The sequence below is a fragment of the Sneathiella sp. HT1-7 genome (assembly GCF_020731145.1).
In the GTDB taxonomy this organism is placed as follows: Bacteria; Pseudomonadota; Alphaproteobacteria; order Sneathiellales; family Sneathiellaceae; genus Sneathiella.
The window spans coordinates 597,557-612,078 of sequence record NZ_JAJFZN010000001.1 but is presented as its reverse complement, the minus strand read 5'-3'; the positions used below and the strand labels follow the sequence as shown (position 1 = coordinate 612,078).

Sequence of the window (14,522 nt, the reverse complement as noted above, 5' to 3'; positions counted from 1 at the left end):
ATCCTGCCACTATCGGCACAGTTATTTCAAGAGAATGTTGCTGATCTCTTGCAGCTGTGTCCGGGCGCGCAAGACATAGAAGCCTTGAGCCGTCAGATGATTAGGGAGAAACTGGGAATCCGGCGTAGCATTGACGACAATAAATGGATCAAGGTCAATTACCGATTTAAGACTTGCAAGCATTTGCGCCCAGGCGTTGGTAAGTCCACGCTCCTTGATCAGGCTCTCATAGTCTTGCGACAGCGCCTTTAGCAGTAAGTAGTAGCCATACGCCTGCCCTTTAACGCCATAGAAAATATTATCCGCCTGAAAATCAATGAGATCGCCTGAATTTTCATCGATATGCTTGTCGATTGTTGCGGTCGACGATCCGATATCAAGGGCAATCCGGTCAAGCGTTGCCAACAGATTATCGGCGCGTTTCTCGAATACGGCTTTGCCTTCAGCGAGCCGCTTGTTATAGCTGATCAAAGAGGTCCGGGCCTTTTCATACTGCTCCTCAGAAGCCGCAGTAGGCAGCAGAGAGACGGACGGATCCCAAGCCCATTTTGTGCCTGAATATTGCAGCAAACCTGCCGCTTCCTGTAAGTCGGGGTCCGTCTGGCTGGAGCCGCGTGTCCGGCCAATCTGATCAGTCAATTCAAACCCGAACCGGGCAAGCGCGGAAATTATTCCCTGCTGGTAATTCGGCATATTGTCGAGGGCGGCAGAGGGCATGAAGAAAGGATCGTTCGCTGTCCAACGATTGACATTGATTTCCCTGTCAATAAGACCGGCCATCATATCCACCGCATGGCTGCCCCCGGCAACAACATTGGTACCGGTCGGCACAAAATCGGTGTCGTCCTCAATGTTGTTGATCATGATCATGCCGACGGGATAATAAAGAACCAAGAAAAGCAGAATAAGCAACGCGAATACTTTCCAGCTCCGCTTCGCGCTTTCTCGAACCGTCGCGGCCCGCCGCCCGATCCGTTTCGTCTCCTTCCCGCTACTGCCGATTTCGCTCATCTATCCTGCCCCGTAACCGAGTGATCCGTTCATCTGGCTTCATACAAAGATGTATGTTGTTTCGGTCAGACTTACAAGTTGCCTTCCTTAAGGGCGAATAAATCCGACTACTTCTTTGACCTCTGCCATGACCGGCGCGGCGAGGGCGGCAGCGCGTTCCGCTCCTTCTTTAAGGATAGTATCCACATGCGCAGGATCCGCCATGAGTCTTTTCATTTCTTCTCCGATGGGGCCGAATTTCTCAACGGCCAGTTCGGTAAGCGCTGGCTTGAAGGTAGAAAATGCAGCTCCGGCGAACTCATCGAGAACCGCCTGCTTGCTAAGATCGGCAAGCGCCGCATAGATGCCAACGAGATTGGCCGCCTCCGGCCGACCTTTCAGACCCTCTTCCGTTTCAGGTAGCGGATCGGCATCCGTTCGCGCCTTGCGGAGTTTTTTTGCGATACTGTCGCGATCATCCGTAAAGGTGATGCGCGAATAATCACTCGGATCAGACTTTGACATTTTCTTGGATCCGTCCCGCAGGGACATGACCCGCGTTGCCGCGCCAAAGATCAATGGTTCTACGAGCGGAAAGGTTTCGGTCTCGTAATCGTTGTTGAACTTCTGCGCAATATCACGGGTCAGCTCAAGATGCTGCTTCTGATCTTCACCAACCGGAACATGGGTTGCCTTGTAGGCGAGGATATCTGCCGCCATCAGGGAGGGATAGGCATAAAGGCCGACGGACGCATTTTCGCGATTTTTACCAGCCTTCTCCTTGAACTGGGTCATGCGATTTAACCAGCCGAGGCGCGCAACGCAATTGAATATCCAGGCGAGTTCTGCGTGGGCCGCGACAGTGCTTTGCGCGAAAATAATCGATCGCTTTGGATCCACTCCGGCAGCAATGTATGCCGCCGCCACTTCCCGCGTATTACTGCGTAAGTCTGCCGGATCCTGCCAGACCGTGATGGCGTGCATATCAACAGCGCAGTAAATACATTCATAATCTTCCTGCAATCCAACAAAATTGCGGATCGCGCCGAGATAGTTACCGAGATGAAGATTTCCGCTTGGCTGAACGCCGGAGAAAATACGAGACATGACTAAAAGCTCCTCACGCTTTGGACACGGGCCCCAAAATTGACGGACTGATCATCAGGCCATCGGGACCGGGATGGGCTGCTGCCCGGGAATTGATCTCGGCCTTATTGCAGGCGCCTTCGGTATCGTCAACAGATTTACGCGTTCGGGCGGCGTTTCAGCATGGATTTTATTTCTTGCAGGCGCGCAGTGCCGGTGAGAAGGCTGCTGACGGCATATAATACGCCGCCGCCAATCACCAGTGAGATGAGGGCGCCTACTCTCTCTGTCATGTCACCGGAAAAAGCATTGGCCAGATATTCACGGGCGAAATAGAGTCCGGCGGCCATGATAGCGGAAGCAACAATCATACCCGCGAACCGTCGGAGGAGACGTGAATCCGCGGTATAATGGCCGCGCCGTCGGAGAATTAAGAATAGTAACACGACATTAAACCAGGAGGAAAGAGAGGTCGCGAGTGCGATCCCCACATGCTCCAGATAGCGGATCAGTATGAGGCTCAAAACTACATTCAGTATCATGGCGAGAACGCCGACAACCACCGGCGTTGTGGTATCCTCCCGCGCAAAAAATCCCGGTGCAAGAATTTTAACAAGCACATAGGCGGGAAGCCCGGTTGCGAAGGCAAGCAGGGCCGCCGCTGTTGCGCGGCTTGCTTCTAAGGTAAATTCTCCATGCTGAAACAGGACGGACGTAATTTCCTCCGGGATGACAATTAACGCGGCTGCCGCTGGCAAGGTGAGGAGCATGGAAAGTTCCATCGCGCGGTTCATGCTGTTCATCGCTGTTTCTTCTTCGCCTGACCGAAGTTGCCGCGAAAGCATCGGCAACAGTGCGGTGCCGACCGCAATACCGATCACGCCCAGTGGAAGTTGATACACCCGATCAGCGTAGTACAGATAGGAAATAGATCCCGTCGCCAGGAAGGACGCAATAATCGTTCCAACCAGGATATTGATCTGCATCACGCCGGCACCAAGCGCACCGGGAAGCATCAGGCGGAAGAGGCGTTTGATGTCGGAATTGAAGGCGGGCCAACGGAGTTTGATACCGATCTCCGCCCGTTTGCACGCGATGGCAAGAAATATTACCTGAGCCACACCAGCAATCGCAACGCCTATAGCGAGCAGCATGCCGACATCGGCTTCTGTACGGCCTATTCCAATCAGCAGGCAGGCAATAAGAATAATATTGAGCAGGATTGGCGCTGCGGCCATCGCCGCAAATTTATAAAAGGCATTTAATATGCCTCCCAGAAGTGCAACGATGGCCATTGCAATCAGGTAGGGAAATGTGACGCGGGTAAATTCGACGGCCAGCTCAAACCGTGATCCGTCCGGGGCAAAGCCGGGTGCCAGCATCAGCATCATGACCGGCATGAAGATCATGAAAAGGGCTGAAAAGATAAGAAGAAAACCGACAAGAATGCTGAGCGCATGGCCCGCAAATTCGAGTGCTGGATCTTTGCCCTCCGCTTCTAGTTTGCGCGCAAACAGAGGGATGAAGGCGGCAGAAAACGCGCCTTCCGCCACCAGGCGGCGAAACATGTTCGGAATGCGAAAGGCAACAAAGAAAGCGTCCGCCACCGGCCCGGCACCTAACACAGACGCCATCAAAATATCGCGTAAAAATCCGAGGACGCGACTGATCATGGTAAAGCCACCGACTGTGGCCACGGACTTAATCAAACTCATGAACCCCCTATAGCACAGGCGCGCTAGAGCTGCCCATCAGCTTCCGCTACTCGCTGCTTTTTTTGTACGGGTTGCTTTTCTTTTTGGTTTCATATCTTCGGTAAGAGCAAGAAGCAGTTTCTTCTCTATATTTGCAAGCTTGACTTTGTTGGTAATTTTCAGGCCGAAACTGTCTTTTACATAGAAAACGTCAACCGCTCGTTCACCATAGGTCGCAATATGAGCCGACGAGATGGACAGGGAAAGCGTGAATAATGTTCGGGTCAGCTTGGCAAGCAAGCCGGGTCGATCGCGTCCCCGCACCTCAATCACGGTATGGGTGTTCGATGCCTTGTTATCCAGAATTATTGCGGGCTGTACGGTAAAGACTTCCGTTCTGCTCGGTAGGCTTGATTCCCGCAGCTCCACTATTTCCAAGTGAGGTTTTCGGGAGCCCTGAAGCGTGTCCTCGATCGCCTGGTGCAATTTTTTCATGCGTCCCCGTTGATCGTAAACCTTGCCTTCAGAATCCTGAATAAAAAATGTATCGAGCGCCATACCGTCCGTCGTAGTATGAATTTTCGCATCCACGATATTCGCGCCGCTTATCGACATGGCGCCAGTGATCCGGGAAAAGAGACCTGGATGATCGGCAGTATAAACAATAACTTCCGTTATTGAACGGAAGGGGTCGCTTTTTGACTCGATGGTGAAAAGCGCTTTCTCCTTGTCCGCTTTTCGCATTAGCTCCGCATGGGTGACGCGGTCTTCACTGCTGGTGCCGATCCAGTAGGATTGATAGAAACGCCGGATATGGGCATCAATATCGCCTTTTTGCCATGACCTTAGAAGTTCGCGTAATTCTTCCTGGTAATGCTTGGCCCGCTCCGCCCGGCCTTCTGAAATATGACCGCCGGTCAAGGCATTTTCCGAGGCGTAGTAAAGTTCACGCAGAAGCTGACCTTTCCAGCCGTTCCAGACATTTGGCCCAACCGCTCGGATATCCGCGACTGTCAGGACCAGCAGAAGCCGTAACCGCTCAGGGCTTTGAACGATTTTGACAAAATCCTCAATAGTTTTTGGGTCTGAGATATCCCGTTTGAAGGCAAAGGCGCTGAACGCCAGATGATATCGCACGAGCCATGCCACCGTTTCCGTCTCTGACGGCGACAGCCCGAGCCGGGGACAGAGTTTTTCTGCTACCTCGGCCCCGAGGATTGAGTGATCTCCGCCGCGTCCCTTCGCGATATCATGGATCAATACGGCGCAGTAGAGGACATTTCGTGACACGATCTTGGGCATAATATTGTGAGAAAGAGGGTGTTCACTTTGCAAGGCACCATCTTCAATCTGCGAAATGATGCCGATTGCCCGAATGGTGTGCTCATCCACGGTATAGACATGATACATATCATGCTGCATTTGGGCAACGACACGGCCGAAATCGGGAATAAACCGGCCGAAGACACCGGCCTCGTTCAGGCGTCGGAGGGTTGTTTCCGGATCTTTGCGACTGGTCATCATCTCAAGGAAGAGTTGGTTTGCCCGCTCATCATTGCGAACACTGCGATTGATCAGCTTGAGATCCTGTCGGATTAGACGGAGTGCATTTGGATGGACATCCAGGCCCTTTTCCTGAGCCAGATGGAACAGTTCCAGCATCCGTATCGGATCTTTTTTAAAATCATCTTCGTGGGCCACGTCAATGCGTCCGCTTTCGACGACGTAGCCTTTTAACTTCCGTCTGGCAAGCCCGAAACGAGGGATCGGCAGACGGCTTTTCTTCTGTTGCTCTGCCTCAAGATTGGCGCAGAAAATACGCGTCAGGTCCCCAACATCCTTCGCGACGAGGAAGTAATGCTTCATGAACCGTTCCACGCCGCTGGACCCGGCATGATCTTTATAGAGCAACCGTTTAGCGAGTTCCGTTTGAACGTCAAAGGTGATCCGTTCTTCCGGACGCCCTGTCAGATAGTGAAGATGACACCGCACGGTACGAAGGAAATTTGATGCCTTGGTAAATCTGCGGCGCTCCTTCTCGGTAAAAACACCGAGTTTCACAAGCTTTGATATATCCGTCGTCCCATGCAGAAATTTCGCGATCCAGAACAGGGTTTGCATATCACGGAGACCGCCTTTTCCCTCCTTGATGTTGGGTTCAACGACATAGCGGGAATTGCCAAAACGATCATGACGCTCTTTTCTTTCCTTCAGCTTTGCTTCGATAAACTCGCGGCTGTGTCCGGAAACAACCTCCTTCATATATTTGCGATACATCTCCGTGAACATTTCCTGATCGCCCCAGACATAGCGTGCCTCTAGCAGGGCGGTCTGGATTGTTGTGTCTTTTTTAGCGAGGCGGACGCATTCATCAACGGTACGGGTGGAATGCCCGACTTTCAGGCCGAGATCCCAAAGCATATAGAGCACAAACTCGATTACCTGCTCACACCAGGAGGTCTGTTTGTAGGGAAAGAGAAAGAGCAGATCGACATCGGAGAAGGGTGCCAGCTCCCCCCGGCCATATCCCCCAACCGCAACGAGCGACAGCTTTTCTTCTGGAGTCGGGTTGCTCAATTGATAGACATATTGGGCCGCAACATCGAAAATAGCACGAATTAGCTGATCGACCAGGAAGCACTGGGCATACATCATTGCCCGGCCTTTATTGGATTGCTGGAAGCGCTGTTTTACAACGTCGCTGCCATGGTCGAGGCGCACCTTAAGCTGGCGTAAAATTTCCTGTCGGAATTCAACGCTACTCGTATCGAACTTATCAGCTGTCTCGGCGATCGACTGGACTAATGCGCGACGGTCGATAATTTCTTTCTGATTTGGAATTTTTTCCATTTGCAATCCAATTGGCCTGCCGGCCTTGCTATATGACTGGCTGCCTTTTAAACTTTATTGAAACGCTATTTAGCAAATATTGGGACCAAAAGCCCGAATTATATGATCATTGATATTTTGAAGTACGGAATCTTACCAACAGGTCCCCTGTTATGAAACAGTTCGATATTGACGATTTGTCGGTTGCCGCAGCATATAAATCCTATCCCAAAGAACAAAGAAATAAACTTTTGGCGCTAAGGCAGCTTATATTCGAGACTGCCGAAACAATCGGCGATATGAAATTGAGTGAAACGTTGAAATGGGGGGAGCCAAGCTATAATGCAAGTGGCAAGGCGGGCACGCCAATCCGGCTTGCGCCGTCCAAGGAAAAGAATATGTGTGGTCTATTCGTGCATTGTCAGACCAGCCTTATTAATGAATTCAGAGATCGGTATCCGGATACTTTTCATTATAGCGGGACGCGCGCTATTTTTTTTGAGTCTGATAGTACCCTTGCAACTCCGGAGCTTCGGGAATTTATCACCGCGGCGTTGACGTATCACCGGCGCAAATCCAACGTATTCAAGGCTTGACCTTATGGATTTTTGGGCCTTAGTAGATGGCGCGGTAATGGGTGCCGCACTTATCATTGCCATCGGCGCGCAGAACCTGTTTGTCCTGCGTCAGGGTGCACGGCGCGACCAGATATTCATCATCTGCCTGTTATCATCCTTGATTGACGCATCGTTAATCCTGTTAGGGGCGATGGGACTTGGCTCTTTCATTGCGGCTTTTCCCGCGCTGGTGCCATGGGCGAGCTGGGGCGGCGCGCTTTTCCTGATCCTATTCGGTTTTCTTTCCTGTCGGCGGGCAATCTGGCCGGAGCCCATTCAGGCAATTGATGAAATACCGTTTATTACCTCAACCCGAAAAGCAATTCTATTGACGCTCGCGTTTGGATTCTTAAATCCGCATGTCTATCTGGATACGGTGATTTTGCTGGGTAGTATCGCCTCGGGATATGCAATAAATGCGCGGATTTACTTTGTGATCGGAGCGGTCGTTGCATCTTTCGTCTGGTTTTTCGCTATTGGATATGGCGCGCGACTATTTGCGCCAGTAATGCAGAACCGGACGGGTGCCCGCTGCCTCGAGTTGATTGTCGCCACGATGATGTTTTTTATTGCGGCCAGCCTTATTTATGATCAGCTGGCCGCAATAGATTAAAGGCTGGATCAGGTGATCGTCTGGCCGCCATCAATCACGATTGTTTGGCCTGTCAGGAACGTCCCGGCATCAGAGGCCATCAATATGGCGGCGCCAGCAATCTCTTCTGGCTGCCCGATCCGTTGCAGCGGCGCACGTGATGTTGCACGTTTCAGAATTTCCGGGTCTTCCCAAAGTGCCCGCGCAAAATTTGTCTGGATCAAACCTGGAGCGATCGCATTGATGCGAATATTGTCTGCGCCATGTTCAACGGCAAGGTTGCGGACGAGCTGCATATCTGCTGCCTTGGAAATGCTGTAGGCCCCCAGAACAGCCGAACCTCGAATGCCGCCAATTGAGGAGACAATGATGATGGCGCCATCCTTGCGGGCCTTCATTTCAGGCAGAACCATATTGCAGAGCCAGTGGTTTGACTTGATATTGGCGGCCATAATTTTGTCAAACGCATCATCGGGGATGTCTGTGGACGGGCCAAAGAAGGGGTTGAGGGCTGCATTGCAAACCAGTACATGGATTTCGCCCATCTGTTTATGAGCTTCATCCACAAGGTTTTGCAGTGACTCCTTAGAATTGATGTTGCAGGGGATGACAATTGCCTGACCGCTGCTTCCCTCTGGCAGGCTATCATTGATTTCCTTCGCCACTTCTTCGCAAACTTCTGCCTTCCGGCTTGAAATCGTAACCTTTGCCCCTGCCAGTGCCATTTGATGGGCAATTGCCTTGCCGATGCCCTTGCTGGAGCCGGTAATGACAATATTTTTGCCGGTCAGATCAAACATATTATGTCTCCCTTATTGTTATTTTTAGTGGTTTATTCTGAGTTGAAACCTAATGAGTTGTGACTGCGTTGTCATTAATTAGTTGGTCAGTCACGGCTCAGTTTCTTGAGTTCATAAAGCAGGTTGAGCGCCTCGCGAGGTGAAAGGTCGTCAACATTGATGGTCTTGACGCGCTCTTCAAGCTTGGATGGCGTTTTTGTCTTTTCCTGCGCCGCCGTTTCCGCAATCACCGTAGAAAAAAGCGGGAGGTCGTTGGCGAGCCGCGTTGCCGCCGAGCCCTGATCCTTTTCTTCTAACGCAGCCAGAACGGCCTCCGCCCGCTTTATGACGGTTTTGGGAAGGCCAGCTAATTTCGCAACCTGAATGCCATAGGACCTATCTGCCGATCCGTCTCCAACTTCATGCAGGAAGATGACATCACCTTTCCACTCCCGTACACGCATGCTGTGGTTCTGAAGCGCATCAAGCTTGGCGGCGAGCGCCGTTAATTCGTGATAATGGGTTGCGAACAGAGCCCGGCACTGATTGATGTCATGCAGGTTTTCAACCGTCGCCCATGCAATGGACAGACCGTCATATGTAGCGGTTCCCCGACCAATCTCATCAAGGATGACAAGGGCGCGCGGGCCCGCCTGATTGAGGATTGAGGCAGTCTCCACCATTTCGACCATAAAGGTTGAACGACCACGGGCGAGATCATCGGCGGCGCCAACGCGGCTAAAAAGCCGATCAACTATGCCAATATGGGCGGCATTTGCGGGTACGAAAGCGCCCATCTGCGCCAATATTGTAATCAGTGCGTTCTGCCGTAAAAATGTGCTCTTACCGGCCATATTCGGGCCAGTCAGAAGCCAGAGCCGCTGCGCTTCGTTGAGGCAACAGTCGTTGGCAACAAAATCGGCTTCGGCGCTGGCTTTAAGTGCGGCTTCGACGACCGAATGTCGACCTCCGGCGATATCAAAGCAAAGGCTATTATCCACGACAGGGCGACAGTAGGATTGTTCTGTCGCCAATTCTGCATTGCTTGCGGCGACGTCAATACGGGCAATGGCTTCGGCCGCGGCGAGGATTGCCGGTCCGGCCTTTTTCACTTTTTCGACCAGCTCATCGAATAAGGAAATTTCCATCGCCAGCGCCCGATCCGCCGCGCGTGAGATTTTGTCCTCCAGCTCGCCAAGTTCAACTGTCGAATAGCGCACTGCATTTGCCATGGTCTGACGGTGGATGAAATGTTCCGTCATTTTGTCGGCGAATCGCGGTGTGATCTCGATAAAATAGCCAAGCACATTGTTATGCTTGATCTTGAGAGAGGGGACATCAACTTCCTTCGCGTATGCCGCTTGCAGATTAGCAATATGCCGACGGCTTTCATCGCGGAGCGTGCGGAATTCCTCCAAATCGGCACGAAAACCGCGAGCGATAAAGCCGCCATCTCGCGCCAGTAAAGGGACATCCGGCGAGAGGGCCGCGCGCAAGAGTTCAACAATTTCCGCGTGATATCCAAGCCGTTCACTTGCCTCTGTCAGACCAGCGGGCAGGGAATCAAGACCGCTTGTGGCCATACATTCCCGAATATTCGCTGTCTCCGCAAGGCCATCGCGAATTACAGCGAGGTCACGTGGCCCACCCCGCCCCAGTGTCAGGCGAGAAAGCGCCCGCTCAGTATCCGGGCAGCGCCGCAGGATCTCGCGAAGCCGCTCCCGCCGGCCATGGTCGCTGGTAAAGAAGCTCACCATATCGAGCCGTTCGGTGATTTTTGCAGGATCAGTAAGAGGGCTTGATAAATCTGCGGCGAGGCGACGACCTCCACCGCCAGTGACCGTCCGGTCGATTGTGGCGAGCAGACTTCCGCTTTTCTCTCCAGTCATTGTGCGGGTTAGCTCAAGATTGCGGCGGGTTGCGGCATCGATGGACATAACATCTGAGGCGGCGAGCTTCACCGGTGCTTTGATCAGGGGGAACTTACCCTTCTGCGTCAGCTCTACATAGTCAACCAGTGCGCCCGCTGCAGCCAGCTCTGCTCGATTGAAGGCACCGAAAGCATCAAGGGTTGCCACATCGAACAGCACTTTGAGGCGTTTTTCGCCATTTTGGCTATCAAAACGGACAGACGGCAGTGGAGTCAGCGCTTTTCCCCAGTCGTTCATAAGCTCCGAAAAATTCTCTTCATCCAACCACTTATCCGAAACCAGAATTTCACCGGGCTGGAGGCGTGCAATCTGGGTAGGCAGATCATCCAGTTCGGTACCAACCGTAAAAAACTCACCGGTAGATATATCAAGCCAGGCCATGGCATAATCTTTTCCAGCCCGTGCGAGCGCGAGCAGAAAATTATGGCTTCTGGCATCAAGAAGGCTGTCTTCGGTAATGGTGCCCGGCGTAACCAGTCGCACAACCTCTCGCGCAACCACGGCTTTATAGCCGCGCTTCTTCGCCTCCGCCGGACTTTCCGTTTGTTCAGCAACCGCGACCCGATGTCCTTTACGGATCAGCTTTTGCAGATAGTTATCCGCCGCATGAACGGGAACACCACACATGGGAATGTCATCGCCTTCGTGCTTTCCTCGTTTCGTCAACGCTATATCAAGTGCTTTTGAGGCGATTTCGGCGTCGTCAAAAAACAACTCGTAAAAATCACCCATCCGATAAAACAGCAAGCTGCCAGGATGCGCCTCCTTGATGGCGAGATACTGTTCCATCATGGGGGTTACTGATTTATTCGGTTGCGACTTGGTTTTGACTAAGGTAGGCATGAAGGAAAACTACCATAGCAGGCCATTTTGCCAACTGCTTAATCGTAATTTTTAACCTAGAAATAAATGACAAAAGTTTTGTGAGGACACGGGTCGATGAGCGATAAACCGGATTTCAGCCAATATGAAGAGGCGTTGCGCTATCACGCGCAGGGCAAACCCGGAAAACTTGAAATTGTCGCGACCAAGGCCGTTGCGACCCAGCAGGATCTCTCTCTTGCTTATTCACCGGGTGTCGCCGGACCGTGCCTTGCCATCGCGGACGATCCGGAGCGAGTGTATGACTACACGACGAAGGGCAATCGCGTTGCCGTCATATCCAATGGTACTGCCGTGCTTGGCCTTGGCAACCTTGGTGCACTTGGGTCCAAGCCTGTGATGGAGGGAAAGGCAGTCCTGTTTAAGCGCTTTGCCGATATCGACTGCTTTGATTTAGAGCTTGATACCGAAAACGTTGATGAGATTGTCAATTGCGTTCGCCTGATGGGACCTAGTTTTGGCGGTATCAATTTGGAAGATATCAAGGCGCCCGAGTGTTTTATTATCGAGCAACGCCTGCGCGAGCTTATGGATATTCCTGTCTTTCATGATGACCAGCATGGCACAGCAATTATCTGCGCGGCGGGGATTATTAATGCGCTGGACTTGACGGGGCGGTCACTCAAGAACTGCAAAGTCGTGGTCAACGGTGCGGGCGCTGCGGCAATCGCCTGTCTTGAACTGATCAAGGCGATGGGTTTGCCGCATAACAACGCCATCCTTTGCGATACCAAGGGTGTGATCTATCAGGGCCGTGAAGACGGGATGAACCAGTGGAAATCGGCCCATGCGGTTGAAACAGAAACCCGCACACTGGAAGAGGCGATGGAGGGCGCGGATATATTCCTCGGACTATCCGTAAAAGATGCCGTTAGCAAGGAAATGGTCGGGACTATGGCAGATAAGCCAATTATTTTCGCCATGGCCAACCCGGACCCAGAGATCCGCCCGGAGGAAATTGCTGAAGTTCGTAAAGATGCGATCGTTGCGACGGGACGCTCTGACTATCCGAATCAGGTGAACAATGTTCTCGGATTTCCGTATATCTTCCGCGGGGCACTAGATGTGCGGGCGACAACGATCAATGAGGAAATGAAGATCGCCGCTGCGGAGGCATTGGCCGAACTCGCGCGGGAGGATGTCCCCGATGAAGTCGCCGCCGCCTACAAAGGTAAGCGGCCGATCTATGGCCCGGATTATATTATCCCCGTGCCATTCGATCCGCGGCTTATCAGCCATGTGCCGACGGCGGTCGCAAAAGCGGCCATGGATAGCGGCGTTGCTCGTCGTCCCATCATCGACGAACTGGCCTATCGTAACGAGCTTCGGGCGCGTCTCGATCCGACGGCAGGCTCCTTGCAGCTTATCCTCGATGAAGTGCGCGCCGCGCCGCGCCGTGTTGTCTTCGCCGAAGGTGAGGAAGAAAAGGTTATCCGCGCCGCCGTCGAATTCCAAAAAGCAGGATATGGCATTCCGGTCCTGATCGGACGCGAGGATGAAATTCGTAAAATCATGGCCGAGATCGGCATTGAAGGCTCTGAAAACATAGAGATTTATAATGCGCGGGAGATGGAGAATCGCGAGAAATATTATAAATTTCTCTATGAGCGGCTGCAGCGGAAAGGCTATTTGCTTCGGGATTGTGCTCGCCTTGTAAATCGGGATCGAAATATTTTTGCTGCCTGCATGGTCGCCATGGGAGATGCCGACGCGGTTCTCACGGGTGTTACCAGGCGCTTCTCTGTCGCGTTCAAGGAAATCCAGAAAGTGATCGATCCAAAACCGGATCAGCTTGTGATTGGCGTTTCCGTTATTGTTGGTCGTGATCGTACTGTCTTCATGGCCGACACGACTGTTACTACCTTGCCAACGGCGGAAGAGCTTGTCGCCATTTCCAAGGAAACAGCTGAGGTAGCGAGACGCTTAGGCCATGAGCCGCGTGTTGCGCTTCTGTCCTATTCCAATTTTGGCAATCCGAAGCATTACACGGCCGACAGCATTCGCGACGCCGTTGAGATGATGGATCGCGAAGAGCTTGATTTCGAATATGAGGGCGATATTTCCGCAGATGTCGCGCTGGACCCCGACTTGATGGCGAGCTTCTATCCATTCTGCCGCTTGTCCGGACCGGCCAATGTTCTGGTTATGCCCGGCCTGCATTCCGCCAATATCGCAGCGAAACTGTTACCGGTGTTGGGAGAGAGCAAAGTGATTGGCCCGTTGCTTGTCGGGTTGTCAAAGCCGGTACAGATTGTTCCCATCGGTGCAACCGTTTCCGATCTGGTCAACATGGCGGCGCTTGCCGCGCATGAGGCTAGTCAGTAACGAATAGCCTATGTCTTAATCATATAGCCTCTGGTGTAGCTTTCTGTGAGCAATCCAGAATGCTGCGGCGCTGAACACAACGATGTAGATGATATGTAGCATGATGGTGGCGACATCCAACTCCGTGCCGGCGGTGAGTGGACGGATGGCTGCTACGAGATGCGTCATGGGGAAAAACCAGGCAAAATACTGGACGAATTCTGGGAAGCGGCCAATGTCGAAGAAGACGCCACAGAACACGAACATGGGTGTCACCCAGAAAGTGAAGAAATAGGCGAAGAATTCATATCCCTTGGCGTAGGCGGTCGCGACCAGTCCCGCACAGGCAAAACAGATTGAACCCAGAAACACGATTGGCAGGGTCAGGAGCGGTTCAAAAGAAGTCGGGACGCCGCCCCATAGCCAGCCAACAACCAGGACACAAATGGCCGAGAATAGGGCCTTCACCGACGCCCAGAGGATTTCTCCCATCATTAATTCTGCTAATGTAACTGGAGTCGAGAGAATAGCATCCCAGTTTTTCTGTAGGAAATAGCGAGTGAAAGCGCCAATTGATGTCTCGAAACTTGCCGCGAAGGCAGCCGAATATCCGATCATACCTGCGACAACGAACGTCAGGTAACTCATCCCCGACATTGTGTCGATGAAGGATCCCATGCCAAATCCAAAGGCGAACAGGAACAGAATAGGGTTGGCGACGTTCGACACGAGAGAAGAGCCCAGAAGCTTTCTGAACACTCGATACTGGCGATCATAGACCGCCAATACATAAACAGATTCCGGCATTTTCATCGGGC

At 52.3% G+C, this 14,522-nt stretch carries 10 protein-coding genes; 3 read left to right on the top strand and 7 right to left on the bottom strand.

Annotated elements, in window-relative coordinates; genetic code table 11:
- Nucleotides 1-21 precede the first annotated feature (21 nt).
- From LKE13_RS02975 to LKE13_RS02960, 4 genes are all read right to left on the bottom strand, one after another.
- Complete coding sequence (locus tag LKE13_RS02975) at nucleotides 22-1,011, bottom strand: DUF2333 family protein (protein ID WP_227948206.1); 990 nt, start codon at nucleotides 1,009-1,011, stop codon at nucleotides 22-24.
- Between the two features lie 87 nt (nucleotides 1,012-1,098).
- Nucleotides 1,099-2,097 carry a tryptophan--tRNA ligase gene (gene trpS, locus LKE13_RS02970; RefSeq protein WP_227948205.1) on the bottom strand — a complete coding sequence of 333 codons (999 nt, stop codon included), beginning with the start codon at nucleotides 2,095-2,097 and terminating at the stop codon, nucleotides 1,099-1,101.
- 137 nt (nucleotides 2,098-2,234) lie between these two features.
- The gene (gene murJ, locus LKE13_RS02965; RefSeq protein ID WP_227948204.1) at nucleotides 2,235-3,791 is read right to left on the bottom strand and encodes a murein biosynthesis integral membrane protein MurJ; all 1,557 of its coding nucleotides are present in this window, start codon (nucleotides 3,789-3,791) and stop codon (nucleotides 2,235-2,237) included.
- A 36-nt stretch (nucleotides 3,792-3,827) separates the two neighbouring features.
- A complete protein-coding gene (locus tag LKE13_RS02960) occupies nucleotides 3,828-6,620 on the bottom strand; it encodes a [protein-PII] uridylyltransferase (protein ID WP_227948203.1) in 2,793 nt (930 codons plus the stop codon).
- 152 nt (nucleotides 6,621-6,772) lie between these two features.
- Here LKE13_RS02960 and LKE13_RS02955 point away from each other — a divergent pair, with 152 nt between their 5' ends.
- Both LKE13_RS02955 and LKE13_RS02950 read left to right on the top strand, forming a co-directional pair.
- Nucleotides 6,773-7,195, top strand: a complete 423-nt coding sequence (locus LKE13_RS02955) for a DUF1801 domain-containing protein (protein ID WP_227948202.1) — start codon at nucleotides 6,773-6,775, stop codon at nucleotides 7,193-7,195.
- Nucleotides 7,196-7,199: 4 nt separating this feature from the next.
- Entirely contained in the window at nucleotides 7,200-7,829 is a 630-nt protein-coding gene (locus LKE13_RS02950; RefSeq protein ID WP_227948201.1) for a LysE/ArgO family amino acid transporter, read from the top strand.
- An 8-nt stretch (nucleotides 7,830-7,837) separates the two neighbouring features.
- Here LKE13_RS02950 and LKE13_RS02945 read toward each other — a convergent pair whose 3' ends face one another.
- Together LKE13_RS02945 and mutS are read right to left on the bottom strand one after the other, a co-directional pair.
- Nucleotides 7,838-8,608 (bottom strand): SDR family NAD(P)-dependent oxidoreductase, encoded by a 771-nt coding sequence (locus LKE13_RS02945; RefSeq protein ID WP_227948200.1) that lies wholly within the window; start codon nucleotides 8,606-8,608, stop codon nucleotides 7,838-7,840.
- 86 nt (nucleotides 8,609-8,694) lie between these two features.
- Entirely contained in the window at nucleotides 8,695-11,361 is a 2,667-nt protein-coding gene (gene mutS, locus LKE13_RS02940) for a DNA mismatch repair protein MutS (protein ID WP_227948199.1), read from the bottom strand.
- Between the two features lie 96 nt (nucleotides 11,362-11,457).
- Between mutS and LKE13_RS18725 the strand changes: the two genes are divergently transcribed.
- Complete coding sequence (locus tag LKE13_RS18725) at nucleotides 11,458-13,725, top strand: NADP-dependent malic enzyme (RefSeq protein WP_321576128.1); 2,268 nt, start codon at nucleotides 11,458-11,460, stop codon at nucleotides 13,723-13,725.
- A gap of 15 nt (nucleotides 13,726-13,740) precedes the next feature.
- Here LKE13_RS18725 and LKE13_RS02925 read toward each other — a convergent pair whose 3' ends face one another.
- Nucleotides 13,741-14,517 (bottom strand): ABC transporter permease, encoded by a 777-nt coding sequence (locus LKE13_RS02925; protein WP_227948198.1) that lies wholly within the window; start codon nucleotides 14,515-14,517, stop codon nucleotides 13,741-13,743.
- Between the last annotated feature and the right edge of the window lie 5 nt (nucleotides 14,518-14,522).